General features: G+C 72.2%; 13 protein-coding genes. 10 read left to right on the top strand and 3 right to left on the bottom strand.

Translation table 11 applies throughout. From position 1 onward, the window contains the following. Positions 1-753, bottom strand: coding sequence for a hypothetical protein (locus WME89_RS03215; protein ID WP_438007814.1), 753 nt, complete (start codon positions 751-753; stop codon positions 1-3). A 215-nt stretch (positions 754-968) separates the two neighbouring features. Between WME89_RS03215 and WME89_RS03210 the strand changes: the two genes are divergently transcribed. Further along, entirely contained in the window at positions 969-2,447 is a 1,479-nt protein-coding gene (locus tag WME89_RS03210; RefSeq protein WP_438007813.1) for a prolipoprotein diacylglyceryl transferase, read from the top strand. A gap of 3 nt (positions 2,448-2,450) precedes the next feature. Beyond that, a complete protein-coding gene (gene hisIE, locus WME89_RS03205; RefSeq protein ID WP_438007812.1) occupies positions 2,451-3,140 on the top strand; it encodes a bifunctional phosphoribosyl-AMP cyclohydrolase/phosphoribosyl-ATP diphosphatase HisIE in 690 nt (229 codons plus the stop codon). A 19-nt stretch (positions 3,141-3,159) separates the two neighbouring features. On the opposite strand, the gene WME89_RS03200 is transcribed toward hisIE, so the two are convergent. Beyond that, positions 3,160-3,714 (bottom strand): hypothetical protein, encoded by a 555-nt coding sequence (locus WME89_RS03200; protein WP_438007811.1) that lies wholly within the window; start codon positions 3,712-3,714, stop codon positions 3,160-3,162. Positions 3,715-3,885: 171 nt separating this feature from the next. Between WME89_RS03200 and WME89_RS03195 the strand changes: the two genes are divergently transcribed. The 6 genes from WME89_RS03195 (at position 3,886) to WME89_RS03170 (ending at position 10,472) form a co-directional block, all read left to right on the top strand. Continuing rightward, positions 3,886-4,785, top strand: coding sequence for a hypothetical protein (locus tag WME89_RS03195; protein ID WP_438007810.1), 900 nt, complete (start codon positions 3,886-3,888; stop codon positions 4,783-4,785). 93 nt (positions 4,786-4,878) lie between these two features. Continuing rightward, a complete protein-coding gene (locus tag WME89_RS03190; RefSeq protein WP_438007809.1) occupies positions 4,879-6,456 on the top strand; it encodes a BamA/TamA family outer membrane protein in 1,578 nt (525 codons plus the stop codon). After that, the gene (locus WME89_RS03185; RefSeq protein WP_438007808.1) at positions 6,453-7,328 is read left to right on the top strand and encodes a hypothetical protein; all 876 of its coding nucleotides are present in this window, start codon (positions 6,453-6,455) and stop codon (positions 7,326-7,328) included. Before WME89_RS03190 ends, WME89_RS03185 begins: the two co-directional genes overlap by 4 nt. A 94-nt stretch (positions 7,329-7,422) precedes the next feature. Continuing rightward, positions 7,423-8,046: a precorrin-2 dehydrogenase/sirohydrochlorin ferrochelatase family protein gene (locus tag WME89_RS03180; RefSeq protein ID WP_438007807.1), complete on the top strand. Its 624-nt coding sequence runs from the start codon at positions 7,423-7,425 to the stop codon at positions 8,044-8,046. A 148-nt stretch (positions 8,047-8,194) separates the two neighbouring features. Further along, entirely contained in the window at positions 8,195-9,511 is a 1,317-nt protein-coding gene (locus tag WME89_RS03175; RefSeq protein WP_438007806.1) for a PEGA domain-containing protein, read from the top strand. A 10-nt stretch (positions 9,512-9,521) separates the two neighbouring features. Continuing rightward, complete coding sequence (locus WME89_RS03170) at positions 9,522-10,472, top strand: hypothetical protein (protein WP_438007805.1); 951 nt, start codon at positions 9,522-9,524, stop codon at positions 10,470-10,472. Between the two features lie 126 nt (positions 10,473-10,598). Here WME89_RS03170 and hflX read toward each other — a convergent pair whose 3' ends face one another. Beyond that, positions 10,599-12,482, bottom strand: a complete 1,884-nt coding sequence (hflX, locus tag WME89_RS03165; RefSeq protein ID WP_438011882.1) for a GTPase HflX — start codon at positions 12,480-12,482, stop codon at positions 10,599-10,601. A 249-nt stretch (positions 12,483-12,731) separates the two neighbouring features. Here hflX and WME89_RS03160 point away from each other — a divergent pair, with 249 nt between their 5' ends. Continuing rightward, complete coding sequence (locus WME89_RS03160) at positions 12,732-13,730, top strand: homoserine kinase (RefSeq protein WP_438007804.1); 999 nt, start codon at positions 12,732-12,734, stop codon at positions 13,728-13,730. 121 nt (positions 13,731-13,851) lie between these two features. Next, positions 13,852-14,745, top strand: coding sequence for a M48 family metallopeptidase (locus WME89_RS03155; RefSeq protein ID WP_437623463.1), 894 nt, complete (start codon positions 13,852-13,854; stop codon positions 14,743-14,745). The last annotated feature ends 41 nt before the right edge of the window (positions 14,746-14,786 follow it).

The raw sequence follows: 14,786 nt of genomic DNA, 5'->3' as shown, positions 1-14,786 counted from the left end.
CTAGAGGGGCGTGACGCGCAGGTTGTCGAAGCAGACCGGCGCATCCCATTCGTTGAAGCCCAGGTGCTCGTGCCCAGGGCCGGAGAGCGGAGCAGGATCGCTGAGCTCCAGGTACTCGACGCCGTTGACCGACCAGGAGAGCGTCCTCCCGTCACGGCGCTCGACGCGGAAACGGTAGGGTTGCCCCGGCGCGACCGGGCGCGCTCGCTCGTCATCGCTGTCCAGATCCACGTCAATCTCCAGCCGATCGTCGCCGTGCTCGTCGAGGCGGGCGAGCACGTGCTTCGTGTTCTTCCATCCGCCGAGGATCACGAGGTAGCTCGTCGCGTTCGTGTAGCTCGCCGCCGTCGCGCCGCTCCGTCCGTCCCCCCAGAGCTCCGCCTTGAGGTCGCCGTCGGGGGCCTCGGCGATCGCGTCGAACTCGATCCGCGCGTTCTCCGGCAGCGGCCGCTTCAACCACACGCCGCGGTTCCTCGCGCCGCGGACGCAGAGCCTCCCCTCCTCGATCTTCCACCTGGGGCTGAGCGCGTTCCAGTCAGGGCCAAGCGCGGACCGGTTGAAATCGTCCTCGAACGCGCCCGCGCCCTGCGCCCCCTGACCTGCGCCCGCCTTCGTGGCGGCCGCCGAGCTCACGACCGTCCCGGCCGGCCGCGCGCCCGCGTCCCCTGTGGCTGGCCCCTCGGGGACGCACGACGCGCTCACGAGCAGCCCAGGGACCGCGAAGACGCTGACTGTGGCACGGCCAGAGAGCACGGAATCGATGCTAGCAGCGGCGCGCGCGGACTTCGAGGGCCGCTCGCGGACACACGCATCAGGACGGGGGACGACGCTGCGCTGCGGTGTCAGCCCGGGCGCATCGCGATCGCCCCACGCGGCTGAACAAGCGTCCGCGAGCGGCTTGGCCCGCTGCGTCATGCCCGAGAGACGGCGCTTGATGGGCCCCAATCCCAGGCGTAAGGAGAGGCGCCATGCATCCCATCCTGTTCCGCGTCCCGCTGCCCGCGTGGACCGTGCCCCTGCTCTGGGTCTTCCTCATCGCGGCGGGCATCGCGTTCGCGGGCGCGATCGGGCTGTTCCTCGGCAAGAACAAGCCGGGCGCCGCCGCGGCGGGCATCGCGGGTGTCGCGCTCGCCGCGCTCGCCTCGCAGTTCAAGGGACAGACCTACGCCCTGGGTCCGCTGCCCATCTACAGCTACGGCGTCATGCTCGGCCTCTCGCTCGTCGTCGGCTGGTACCTGACGCTCGGGCTCGCGGAGCGCGACGGCCTGCCGAAGGAGACGATGGCCAACTGCTACGTCGTCACCGCGCTCGCCGCGGTCCTCGGCTCACGCGTGCTCTACATCCTCACGAACCTCGACGAGTTCGACTCCCTCGGCGCGATGTTCGACATCCGCCGCGGCGGGCTCGTGGCGTACGGCGGCTTCCTGGGCGGCTTCCTGGGCTCGTACCTGTTCCTGCGCTCCCATCGCATCCCGCTGCTCCCCTGGGCCGACGTCGCCGTCCCGAGCCTCGCCTCGGGCCTCATGATCACGCGCGTCGGCTGTTACCTCTTCGGGTGCGATTTCGGACGGCCGCTCGGCGAGACGGCGCCCGCCTGGCTGAAGAAGCTCGGCACCTTCCCGCACTGGTCCGAAGGCACGCTGGACCACGGGAGCGGGTCGCCGGCGTGGGTGCAGCACGTCAAGGAGCGCGGGCTGGATCCGACCTCCGACGCGTCGCTCGCCGTGCACCCGACGCAGATCTACGAGTCGCTCGTCGGCGCGGGGCTGCTCGTGCTCCTGCTCCTCGCGCGCCGGCGGCAGAAGTTCCGCGGCGAGATCTTCCTCCTCTTCACGTTCTCTTACGGCGTCTGCCGCTACCTGCTCGAGCTCCTGCGGGACGACGCGGAGCGCGGCTCGATCCCGCCCTCGCTGCCGGAGCACGTGCTGCTCCCCGCCGGCCTCGTCGTGTTCGCCGTTGGCTACACGATCGGGTTCTCCCACGTCATCCGCGACAACGTGGCGCGCAAGGTGACGCAGGCGCTCTCGTTCGTCCCGGCGCTCGCCCTGTACCTGGTCCTCAAGCCCGAGACGTTCGGCGCGTCGGAGACGCTCCAGTACTCGACCTCCCAGGTGGTCGCCCTGACGACCGGGCTCGCCGCGTCCATCGCGTTCGCGGTCTATTACAAGGCCGCCCTGGACCACCCGGAGCAGGCGATGGCGCTCAACCTCCCGGCGAGCCCCGCCGCCGATGACACGAGGCAGGCAGACGCGGACGAGGACGAGGACGACGAGCCGGGCGATGACGAGGACGAGGACGACGAGCCGGGCCAGAAGCGACGAGCGCCGGCGAGGGCCGGCGACAAGCCGTCGCGGACCGGGCGCGGCAGCGCGAAGGACGAAGGCCGGGCGACCGCCCGCGAACGCGGCGCAGCTTCCGAGGCGCCCGACACCACCGGAGAGGCATAGGCCGTGAAGATCGCATTCGGAGAGGGCAAGCTCATCCCGGCCGTCGTGCAGGATCGGCTGACAGGACAGGTCCGGATGCTCGCGTACATGACGCGAGAGTCGCTCGCCCGGACGCTCGAGACGGGGCGCGCCACCTTCTTCAGCAGGTCGCGCGGCGAGCTCTGGGAGAAGGGCGCGACGAGCGGCAACACGCTCGCGGTGACGAGCGTCCACGCCGACTGCGACGGGGACGCGCTCCTGATCCTCGCCGAGCCCCGCGGCCCGACGTGCCACACCGGGAGCTCGAGCTGCTTCTTCCGCCAGGTCGACGCCCGCGGCGACGCCGAGCCGGAGGCCGCCGACGAGGGGCAGGACGCGACCGCGCTGCTCGAGGCGCTCGAGCGAGAGCTCGAGTCGCGCAAGGCGTCGGCGGCGACGAAGAGCTATACCCGGAAGCTGCTCGACGGCGGCGCCCCTCTCATCGGCGCGAAGCTGCGCGAGGAGGCCGGCGAGCTCGCGCAGGCGATCGCCGAGGAGAGCGACGACCGCGTCGCGTCGGAGGCGGCCGACGTGATCTACCACCTGCTGGTCGGCCTCGTGTCACGCGGCGTCCCGCTGCGCGCGGTCCTCTCCGCGCTGGCGTCGCGCATGGGCATGAGCGGCCTGGTCGAGAAGGCGCAACGGGCGCAGAAGCCGGAGCCGGGAGAGCCGTGATCGGCCGCGCGCCGCCTCCTCAGCGGGGCTGCGGATCAGGCCGCGACCCGAGGGCCATGCACCGTTCGAAGCAGTCGAAGAGCGGCTGAGAGCTGCCGGACCGCACATCATCGCAGCTCGCGATCGCGTAGCAGGCATACGTGCACCGCGCTGGGCCCGCGCACGCGCTGACGTTGACCGTCGCCCCCTGACACTCCGCTGCTCTCTGCATGCCTCGCTCGCAGGCGGGGCCGATGATGGACGCGCTGACGCCGCACTCCGCCAGAGCGCGCTGCTCGCTCTCGCAGTGCAGGAAGTCGGCAGCGTTCCGGTCGGCCATGCACTCCACGTCGTTGGCGGCGCACTGGGTGAAGGCGTCCGCCACTTCAGGGCAGCCTTTCCTCGCGGCGCTCTGGACAATGTCCTCGACGGTGTCCAGGCACTCTTCGTACTCGCTGCCGCTGCACTGCCAGCAGCTGCACAGCCCGCTGCAGATGGACGAGGCCGTATCGTTGCAGCCGGGGCTGCTGATCAGGAGCCCCCCGATCGACGCGGCGCCGGCGAGAGCGAGGCAACAGACGGCGAGGAGTCTCACGCGCCGAGCGTATCGACCGTAAAAAGCGAGCGCAATCCGTCCTCGGTCCGTCCGGCGCCTGCGAGCCGCGTGCTCTCCAGATCGAGAGCCGCGCCTGTCTCCGGACGGGGCTCTTTCGCCGCCGTCGCGCCGCGTCCTTCGCGCCGGCAGGGGATCGGCTATTCTGGACGCGTGAGCCCGTTCCGTGAGCCGCCCGGCATCGAGCTCGGCCCGCTGGAGGTCGGCCTCGGGCGCGCGGCGCGGCGAGCCATGGTGGGCCTCATCCCGAGCGGCGGACGGCTCATCGCGCCCGACAGCTACGCACGGAGCATCCAGGGCGAGGGCGCGCCGTGGCGCGGCCGATCGCACGCGGCAGGCGCGCTCGGCTCGCTGGGGCTCTTGCTGGTCGCTGCCTGCGCGTTCGTCGCGGCGACCGGCGGCTGGGAGCTGCGCGGCGCCCGGGGCACCGCCGTGACGGTGGCGCTGGTGATCGCGGGAGGGCTCTCGCTGGCCGCGGTGCTGCGCGCCCTCGACACGCCGCGCGAGCGGCTCACGTTGCGCGGCGCCGTGGTCGGCAGGGCGGCGAGGCGCGCGCTCCGCAGGGCATTGCGCCTCGCGCGCCACGCGGCGCGGGCGCCGGAGCAGTTCGGCCCGCGCCGCGTCACCGCGCTGCGCAGGACGCTGTTCATGCTCGCCGATCCGCTCATCGCCGACTGGATCCCCGCGGACGTGCGCGGCCGCGCGGAGCTCCTGCTCGCCCGCGCCATCGCCGCGAGCGCCGGCGCCCGCTGGGCGCGCGACCCGAGCGTGCACGCCGAGGTCCGGGCGCTGCTGCTCTCCGCGGCCGATCACCTGATCGAGCCGACACCAGCCCGGCTGGACCTGCTCGTGCTGGCGGAGCACGCCGACACCGCCCCGACCTTGCGCGCTCCACGGCGGCCGCGTCACGAGCCGGGAGCGCAGCCTCGCGGCAGGGCGCCCGCGCTCCACGCGCCCTCCGGCGCCGTCGCCGCGGACGGCGCGTGGGGGCTCGATCTCGACGCGGCCGACGCCTGCGGCGAGGAGATCGGCCGTGCTACGGTGCGCCGCTGAGGTCCCCGGAGGCTCTGGCGGTGTTGCAGAGGCCCGATGGTTCCTCCTCGACTCCGGAGTTCCTCACGCTCCCCGGCCACCCCTCTGCCCTCCGTGCTCTTCCGCGCACTCCTCGCGCTCTGTAGCGCGCTGCTCGTAGGGTCGTGGCCGGCGCGCGCGGTCGGCCAGCGCGCGGGCGCCGGCGCCGCGCCCGCGGCGCCCGAGCAGAGGCCTGTCGCGGCCGCGCGCGCCACCGCGGCAGGGCTGTCGGCGGGCGCGGCGCTCCAGTCCGCGGGCGCGGCGCTCCAGGCGCGGCATCGCGTCCGGTACGTCCTCGATGGCGTCGAGATCCGGGGCAACGTGCGGACCGCGGCGCGCGTGATCCTCCGCTACGTCAGGTTCCGCGCCGGGGACGTGCTCGACGTCGAGGATCCGGAGATCGAGCTCACCCGCTACCGCCTCCTCGGGACCGGGTTCTTCGCCTCGGTCGGGCTGTCGCTCCGCAAGGGCGCCGAGCGCGGCAGCGCGACGCTCGTGCTCGACGTCGTCGAGCGCAACACGTTCGTGGTCCAGGACCTCTGGCTCGGCATCGCGGCCGACGAGGACACGGCCGGCAACGCGAGGCCGCTCTCCGCGTTCACCGGCGTGCAGGTCGCCGAGACCAACCTCGCGGGCACGGGGATCACGCTCGGCGCCGGCGTCGGGCTCGCGGCGGACCAGCTCGCGCTGAGGACCCGCTTCGTCGACCCGGCGTTCGTGGGGACCCGCTGGTCGGCCACCGTGACGCTGCTCTACAACGACGCCCGCGACTTCTTCGGCAACCGGGACGTCTCGTTCGAGTCCCCGCTGCTCGAGCAGCGGGAGGTCACGGGCTACGCCGTCGTCGCCTACAAGCGGTTCGGCGCGACGCTCGGCACAGGCCACGACGTGTCCTCGTCCTCGCAGCTGTCGCTCGACTACCATCTGGAGCAGATCGACGCGACCGTGCCCACGGTCGCCTCGCACATGCGCGGCAATAGCCGCGAGCCCATCGATTTCGACATCCTGGGCGGCAGGACGGTGCTCTCGTCGCTCCGCGCCGCGATCGATCACGACACGCGCGACGCGCCCTTCCTGACGACGCAGGGCACGCTCGCCTCCGTCTCGGTCACGGTGGGCGTGCCGCCGTTCGGGAGCGATTACGGCTACCAGAAGTTCGAGTTCGGCGCGCAGCGCTGGTTCCGCCTGCCGCTGCGGCACGTGCTCCGGCTCGAGGCGTTCGCCGGCGCGGTCGCGGGGGACGCGCCGTTCTTCGAGAAGTTCTACGTCGGAGATCTCACCGATCTTCTGCCGGACCGGCTGCTCGACCTCGCCCCCGACCGGAGGCAGCCGCCGAACTTCCTCAGCACGGACATCATCGAGGTCCGGTACGGCGACTTCGCCGCGAAGCTGGAGGCGGAGTACCGGATCCCGGTCTATTCCGGACGAGGCTCCATCTACGGCGTCGACCTCTTCGGCGCCGCGGGCCTGTACGGGCTGGCGACCCGCCGCGAGTTCACCGACCCGCCGACCGGGTACGAGGGGTTCGCCAGGGTGCCGGTGGACATCACCTACAACCTCGGCCTGCGGGTCGATACGTCGGTCGGCGGCGTGACGCTCGCCTTCTCGAACCTGCTCGGGCTGATCCCGGCCCGGCGCGGTGAGCGGAAATGACCTGCGCGGACGCAGGTCGCGGGCCGAGACGCGCGGCGCGGGGCGCGCGGCGCGCGGCGGACGTCCGGCGCGTCGGCCGGGGAAGGCGGGCGCTCGCGGCGCTCCGCTGCGGCGCGGCGCGCTGGCTCGGGGTGGCGCTGCTCGCGGCGCTGTGCCTCGACGCGCGCCGGTCGGCGGCCCAGGAGGGGCCCGGCGCCGCGGCGGGCCGATCTTCGCCGAAGGAGCTCGCGGACCCCGACGCGCAGCAGGCGCTCGGCGCGCCGAGCGCGCTGCCCATGCGGGCGGCGAGCCTCACGGTCGACAAGGCGATCGTGCAGCTCACGGTGAGCTTCCGCGACGTGGTCGACGGCGAGATCTCGAAGAAGCTGCTCAGCGGGCTCCCCACCGTCATCACGATGCGCGGCTACCTCTTCCACGAGAGCGGGGGCACGCCCGTCGCGCTCGCCGCCAAGAGCTGCCGCGTCGTTTACGACCTCTGGGACGAGGTGTTCCGGATCCAGCTCATCCAGGCGGGAGGTCAGTCGAGCACGGTCGCGGTCAACGTCGAGGGCGTGCTCCGCAACTGCGCCGAGGCCCGCAAGCTGCCGCTCGTGGAGCGCTCCCTCGTCCGCGACGGCAGCCGCTATTTCGTCGCCGTGCTGGTCGAGGTGAACCCCATGAGCGCCGAGATGCTCGATCGCATCAAGCGGTGGGTCACCCGCCCGCCCGGCTCCACCGCGATCGGGCCGGGCGACTCCCTGTTCGGCTCCTTCGTCGGCCTGTTCGTGACGCGCATCGGGAACGCCGACAGGCGGCTCGCCTTCCGTACGCAGCCCTTCTTTCCCCCGGCCCCACCGCCGAGCCCGCCGCCCCAGAGCGCGCCGAGCCGCTGAGCCGCGCGGCGCGAACGTCGAGCTCGCCCGCGGTCATGCGCCTCCCCCGCGGGCGGCGCGCGGGTCTACAATCGCTGCGCGGACGCTCCAGCTCATGTCTATTCCCCTCATGCGCCTCTTCCCCATCGCGCTCGACCTCACCGGCCGACGGGCCCTCGTCATCGGCGGCGACGGCGAGGCGCCGTACACCGTGGAGCGGCTCCTCTCGGCGGGCGCCCGCGTCTCCGTCATCGCGCCGGGGCAGGTCGACGGGTCGATCGAGCGCGCCAGCCGGGAGGGCCTGCTCGAGCTGCACCAGCGCGCGTTCGTCGACGACGACCTCGCCGGCGCGGCCATCGTGTTCCTCGCGCCGGGCGACGACGCGCTCTCGCGGCGCCTCCATCGCGAGCTCGCCGACGCCGGGCGCCTCGTCTGCACGCTGGATCGTCCGGAGGTGTCCAATTTCGTCAATCCTTCAGTCGTCGCGGCCACCGGACTGACCATGAGCTTCAGCAGCCATGGCGTCAGCCCAGGCACGATACGGCGCATCCGGGAGGACCTCGGCGCGCTGTTCTCGGACCCTCGGTTCGCGCGCTACATCGAGGCCCTGCGGCGGCTTCGCGAGAGCCTCCCGCGGGGCGCCGAGCGGGCCGCGCGCATGCGCCAGGCGACCCTGGGCTTCGGCGTGGAGGCGAGGCTCCGCTTCCCTGCATGGCTGGAGCGCGGCGACGAGCCTTGATGTCCCGGGACGCCGCAGGCGAGGCGGGGGCGCCGCGTTCGTTGGGGCGCGCGCGCGCCCCAACGAACGCGAAAACCCTTGTGTAAAGCGTCCTTCAAGGCTTAAGTGGGCGCCCACGCGACACTATCCGCGGAGGAGGGCTTACGGTATGCGTTCACGATCGGGCCGGCTGACGATGTTGACCTCGGCGGCGATGGTCTCTGGGCTCCTGACGCTGACGAACGTCAGCCCGGCATCTGCGCAGACGGGGCCGGCGGCGCCTCCGGCGGGCAAGCCGGCCGCGCCGGCGACCGCCGGGGCCGCGCCGACGATGGCGCCTGCCAAGCCCGCCGCCCCCGCGGCGCAGGCGGCCCCCACCGCGCTGGCGCCGGCCGCGACCGGTACGACGCCGCCTGCGACCGGCACGACGCCGCCCGCCGCCGGCGCGACCGGCACGACGCCGCCCGCCGCCGGTACGCCCGCGACGGCGACCCCCGGAAAGACCGGCGAGCCCGCGGCCAAGGTGACCACCACCAAGCCGAAGAAGCCGCTGACGGACAAGCAGAAGAAGGACGAGGCCAAGAAGCTCTACAAGGACGCCGAGGCCAGGTTCGAGAAGGGCGAGTACGCCACCGCGGCCGACCTGTATCGCCAGGCGGACGAGTACGTTCCCGGCGCCGCGCCGAAGTACAAGCTCGCGCTCTCGCTCGACAAGCAGGGGCTCGCCACCGAGGCGGTCGCCGCGTGGCAGGCGTTCCTCGACTCGAAGCCGGACGCCGAGAAGTTCAAGGACAAGATCACCGAGGCGCAGGGGCGCGTCGAGGCCCTGAAGAAGACGCCGGCGAAGGTGCGGGTCGCGACCGCGCCGGACGCGCCGCAGAACCTCAAGATCGCGGTCGATGGCGTGCCCCAGGCAGGCAAGGAGCTCTCGGTCCCGCCCGGCAAGCACACGCTGACCGTCTCTGCCGAGGGCTTCGTCGACTCGAGCCAGGAGATCGAGGTCACCTTCGCCGAGACGCGCGACGTCAGCGTCACGCTGACGCCGAAGCCGCCGGAGCCCGTCGCCGCGGTACCGGCGCAGCCCGCCACCCCGCCGCCCGCCATCACCCCGCCGCCCGCCCAGACGCCGCCGCCCGCAGCGCCGGTCGAGCCGCGCTCTCCGGTGCCGGCCTACGTCACGCTCGGGCTCGCCGGCGCCGGCGTCGTGGTCGGGACGATCTTCGGCATCCAGGCGCTCAGCGCGAAGAGCGACTTCGACGACAGCCCGACGACCAAGACGGCGGACCGCGTCGATCGCAACGCGCTCATCGCGGACATGTCCTTCGCCGTCGCGCTCACGTTCGGCGTCACCGGGGCGGTTCTGCTCCTCAGCGACGACACGCCGGCCGAGACGAAGGCCGCGGCCTCGAGCGTGAAGAAGAATGCGTTTGTCGCTCCGTTCGTCAGCCCGACCGGCGGCGGCGCCGCTGCGCGGTTTACCTTCTAAGGGGACTACTATGTGGAAGAACCAGTACCTTCTCGCGATGGCGCTCTGCGCCGGCGCGATCTCGACCCTCGGGATGGGCTGTGAGCTCATCGCCACGGTCGATCGTTCGCGCATCCCGGGAGACGACGGCGTCGTCGTCGACGCCTGTGCTGACGGCACGAAGAACGGCGAAGAGACCGACGTCGACTGCGGCGGCCCCACCTGCCCGCAGTGTGAGCTCGCCAAGGCATGCACGGAGGCGGACGACTGCGCGAGCGGCTTCTGCGCCGACGACGTCTGCTGCAACGCCGCCTGCGACGAGGACTGCGACGCCTGCACCGCCGATCTCAAGGAATCGGGCGATGAGAGCGGCACGTGCGGTGTCTCCAAGGCCGAGACGGCGTGCGGAGAGACGACGTGCTCCGAGGGCGTCGAGACCGGCCGCGGCACCTGCGACGGGACGAGCGCGGAGTGCGAGCCCGGCGAGCCGAAGGAGTGCGAGACGTTCGCCTGCGATCCGGAGGCCAACGCCTGCTTCAGCGAGTGCACGGAGGACGCGCAGTGCGCCCTGTGCCACGTCTGCGATCCGGAAGACGGCTCCTGCGCGCTGGCTCCGGCCGGCACGCCGGGCCTGGGCTGCGAGGAGAACCAGGCGTGCGACGCCGCGGGCGCGTGCAAGGCCGCGAACGGTCAGGAGTGCACCGACGGCGAGGAGTGCGGAAGCGGCAGCTGCGTCGACGGCGTCTGCTGCAACACCGGGTGCGACGCTGCCTGCCAGGCCTGCAACGTCGAGGGCTCGCTGGGCGAGTGCTCCAACGTCGCCGCCGGGGCCGAGGATGGGGCGGACTGCAGCGGCGCCAACGTCTGCGACGGCGAGGGAGCCTGCAAGCTGGCCCCCGCCGAGACGTGCGCCGAGGACGAGGAGTGCGCGAGCGGTAACTGCCTCAGCATCTTCGTCTGCGACGGGTTCCCGGAGCCCTGAGCCTCGACGGAGCTTCCGCCGGGCTCCACAGCGAGCCCGGCGGCGCTCACCTCTTCTCGACGCGAATCAACGCGAGCCAAACGCGACGCGAGTCAGGCCGGGCTCTGCACCGAGCCCGGCCGATGCTCACACCTCGAACGTCCCTCGCACGTGCGAGCTGACGCCCTCGGCGCCGGAGCCCGAGGGCGGGCCGATCACCGTCATCGACTCGGCCTCGCCGTCGAACAGCCCGCCGTCGTCCAGCGCGCCGTCATCCAGCGCGCCGTCGGCCGTCTCCACCTCGTACGTGGGCACCGTCGCGGCCTCCTCCCAGCGGCTCTTGAGCCGGTCGGCGAGCTTGCCGAGCAGCTCCCGCGTCGTCTCCCTGTCCGTCGCGGAGAGGAGCACCGCGTCGGGGTGACCGAGGAGCAGCCGCCGCCCCTCCTCCGGCGCGATGAGGTCCGCCTTGTTGAACACGAGGATGCGGGGGATGCCGATGAGATCGAGCTCGGTCAGCAGCGCCTCGGTCGTCTCGATGTGCTGATCGCGCGCAGGATCGCTCGCGTCCACGACGTGGAGCAGGAGGTCGGCGTCGGCCGCTTCCTCGAACGTCGCCCGGAAGGCGGCGAACAGGTCCTTCGGGAGCTCCCGGATGAAGCCGACGGTATCGGTGATCACCACCTCGCGCTCCTCGGGGAAGCGCAGCCGCCTCGAGCGGGTGTCGAGCGTCGCGAACAGCTTGTTCTCGGCGAGCACGTCGGCGCCGGTCAGCGTGTTCAGCAGCGTGCTCTTGCCGGCGTTCGTGTAGCCCACGATCGAGACCACCGGCACGCCGAGCCGGGCGCGCCTGCGGCGGCGCTGCTCGCGCTGCCGGGAGAGCCGCTTGAGCTGCCCCTCCAGGAAGGTGACGCGCTCCTTCGCGCGGCGGCGCCCGATCTCGAGCTTCGTCTCGCCAGGACCGCGCCCGCCGATGCCGCCGGTGAGGCGAGACAGGGAGTCGTCCTTCTGCCCGAGGCGAGGGAGCGTGTACTTGAGCTGGGCCAGCTCGACCTGGAGCTTGCCGTCGGACGACTCGGCCCGCTGGGCGAAGATGTCGAGGATGAGCTGCGTCCGGTCGAGCACCTTGAGATCCGTGTGCTTCGCGATCGCCGACGCCTGCGAGGGGGTCAGGTCCCGGTCGAAGACCAGGGTCTCGGCGTCGAGCTCCGAGGCGCGCAGGACGACCTCGTCCAGCTTGCCCTTGCCGAGCACGAGCCGCGGGTCGATGCGGTCGCGCAGCTGGAGGACCCTGTCCGCGACGTCGACGCCCGCGGTCCCGGCGAGCTCGGTCAGCTCGCGCAGGCTCTCCTCGGCCCGCGCGAGCGCGCCGGCCTTGGACTTCTCGGCGACGTGGACGAGGATCGCCCGGCCGTCCTTGGCCGCGACCGATCGCGTGCGCGAGCGCTTCGTGAACTCGTCCTCGAGCGCCTGGATGAGCGCGCCGAAATCGACGTCGATGCGACCGACCGCGACAGGGCCCACCGTCCGGTACGGCAGCTCCGCCTGCCGGCGGCCGTCGCCGTCCTCCGCGGCGCCGTCGACGGTGACCGTGACCTCGTCCTTTCCGTGGACCGGCACGTTGTACGCGTACTGGATCGTGCGCGGCTCGCCCTGCGGGGTGAGCTGCACGGCCGCGACGAGGTCGAGCCGGAGGCGGACGAGGTCGACGAGGTCGTCTCGCGTGAGCGGCTCGTTGAAGAGGTGCGTATGGACGAGCCGGAGCGCCCTGAAGCGCCCCTGCGCGGCGCGGAGGCGCCCGATGTCGGGCAGCATCAGCCGGGTCGCGTCGCCGACGACGACGTAGTCGATCTCGCCTGAGCGGTGGACCAGCGCGCCGACCTGGCGCCCTGTCTCGTGCGACGCCTCGGCGAGCGCCTTGATGAGCTCGGGCGTGGCGAGGCTGGCGAGCGGGACCTTGCGTCGGTAGATGCGCTCGAGGGTCTTGGTGGCTAGGGGGCTGAGTCCGGTGGTGTTTCCGTAGAGGGTGGGCATTCGATAGTTGAAGGGGGTGTTGCTCCCGCTCATTCATTCATAACGCACGAGGGTCCGGTCCGCGAGCAGGGGCACTGCAGATCCTGGCCCGGAGCCCGCGTTTTCTCGTCCTCGCCGCACCTCCTCGCCGCACCTCCTCGCCGTACCTTCTCGCCTTCCCCGATCGTCGGTCTCGCTCCGCGCGGCGGCTCCGCTGCGCCACGAACTTCCTGTGGAGGCGCCGCGCGAATCGAGGCTACCCTGCGCGCGATGGCCATCTTGACCCCGCTCTCGCTCGCGGATGCCCGCCGCATCGGCGCGCTCTACGGCCTGGAGATCGCCGACGTGCGCGGCCTCCTCGCCGGGAGCGTGAACTCCAACTTCGCGCTGACGCTCGCCGATGGCCGCGGGCAGGTGTTCCTGCGCGTGTACGAGGAGCAGCAGCTCGGCGCGGCCTCGCGCGAGGCGCGCATGCTGGAGCACCTCGCGGCCGGGGGCGTCGCCACGCCGCAGCCGCTCCGCCGCCAGGACGGAGCGCCCGGGTCGGAGGGCGCCTCGTTCATTGCAGAGCACGCTGGGAAGCCCGTCGCGCTGTTCCCCTGGGTCGCGGGCGAGTCGCTCTGCCAGGCGCGCGTCACGCCCGACGCGACCCGCCGCGTCGGCTCGGCCCTGGCGCGGGTGCACCTCGTCGGCGCCTCGTTCGAGGGGGCGAGCGTGAGCCGGTTCGACCTCGACGGCCTCGACCAGCGGCTCCGCGGCCTCCGCGCGCAGGGCTCGGCCCTCCCGCCCGAGGTGGCCGCGGCCGTGGACGAGCTCACCGGACGTCTCGAGCGGATCCGCGCCGCGAGGCCGCGGACGCCGGGGCCCGAGACGCTGATCCACGGCGATCTCTTCCGCGACAACGTGCTCTGGCAGGGCGGCGAGATCTCGGCGCTGCTCGATTTCGAGAGCGCCTCGCGCGGCAGCGCCGCGTTCGACCTCGCTGTCACGATGCTGGCGTGGTGCTTCGGCGACGACCTCGACCCCGATCTCGCCGCCGCGCTCGCCGCCGGCTACCTCTCGGTGCGGCCGCTTGCAACCGAGGAGCGCGATCGTCTGTTCCACGAGAGCGTGATCGCCGCGCTGCGGTTCTCGATCACGCGGATCACCGACTTCGAGCTCCGCCCCAAGGGCAGCGGCGTCTACAAGGACTTCCGGCGCTTCCTCGCGAGGCAGCGCACGCTCGAGCGCCTCGGCCCGGAGGGGCTCCTCGCCCTGCTTCGCGTCTGAGCGCGTCAGGTCGCGCCTGGCTCGGGTGAGAGCGGAGGTGGCCCCGTGATTTTGCGTTAAGTTCGCGGCGCCCGGCGCGGGTGGCGTTGCGCGGCCGCTGCCCGACCGTTACCTTCGCCGGATGGCACAGGTCGGATCGCTCGATTTCAAGGGCTTCATCGAGAGACGGAAGGGGCAGCGCGCAGGCGGCGGCGATGGCGCTGGCAATGCGTATGCCTACGTGTCCGATAAGAACACACGGCTCGCCTTCGAGAAGATGCGTCCGGTCGAGCTCGCCGTGACCGCCGCGGTCAGGTTGTTCAAGACGGTCGGCAAGAACGAGCTCCTCGGCCACGCCGTCAAGGTCGGGCCCACGCAGTTCCCGCGCGTCCACAACCTCGCGGTCCACTGCGCCGAGACGCTCGGGATCACGACCCCGACGATCTACATCGTCAACAGCCCCACCCTCAACGCCGCCACCTACGGCACGAACGATGACTCGTTCATCATGGTGCACTCCGCGCTCGTCGACCATTTCACCGACGACGAGCTGCTCAGCGTCATCGGCCACGAGTGCGGCCACATCCACAACAGCCACGTGGTCTACCTGACCGCGATGCATTACCTGACGCGCATGGCGTCGGTGTTCGTGAAGTGGATCGTCGGCCCGGCGATGCTCGCGCTCTCCGGCTGGTCGCGCCGCGCCGAGGTCACCTGCGACCGCGCCGGGCTGCTCTGCGCGAAGAGCCTCGACGTCTCGACGCGCGCGCTCACCAAGCTCGCGCTCGGCTCGACCAAGCTCTACGAGGAGCTGAACCTCGAGGCGTTCATCGCCCAGCACGACGAGGGCAAGGGCGGGATCGGCAGGTTCGCCGAGTTCACGGCCAGCCACCCGTGGCTGCCGAAGCGCGTCCTGGCGCTCCGGGCCTTCGCCGAGAGCGAGCTCTACAAGCGCCACGCCGGGCTCGGCTCGAGCGGCATCTCCATGGAGGAGGTCGACGAGAAGGTGCACGAAGTCATCAAGATCTGGGGCTGAGGGGCCGCCTCCTCACCAGCCCCCTGACCAAGGCCGAGGTC

This window comes from Sorangium sp. So ce321 (assembly GCF_051530195.1).
Taxonomy (GTDB): domain Bacteria; phylum Myxococcota_A; class Polyangia; order Polyangiales; family Polyangiaceae; genus Sorangium.
This window is presented reverse-complemented; position numbering and strand designations above follow the sequence as displayed.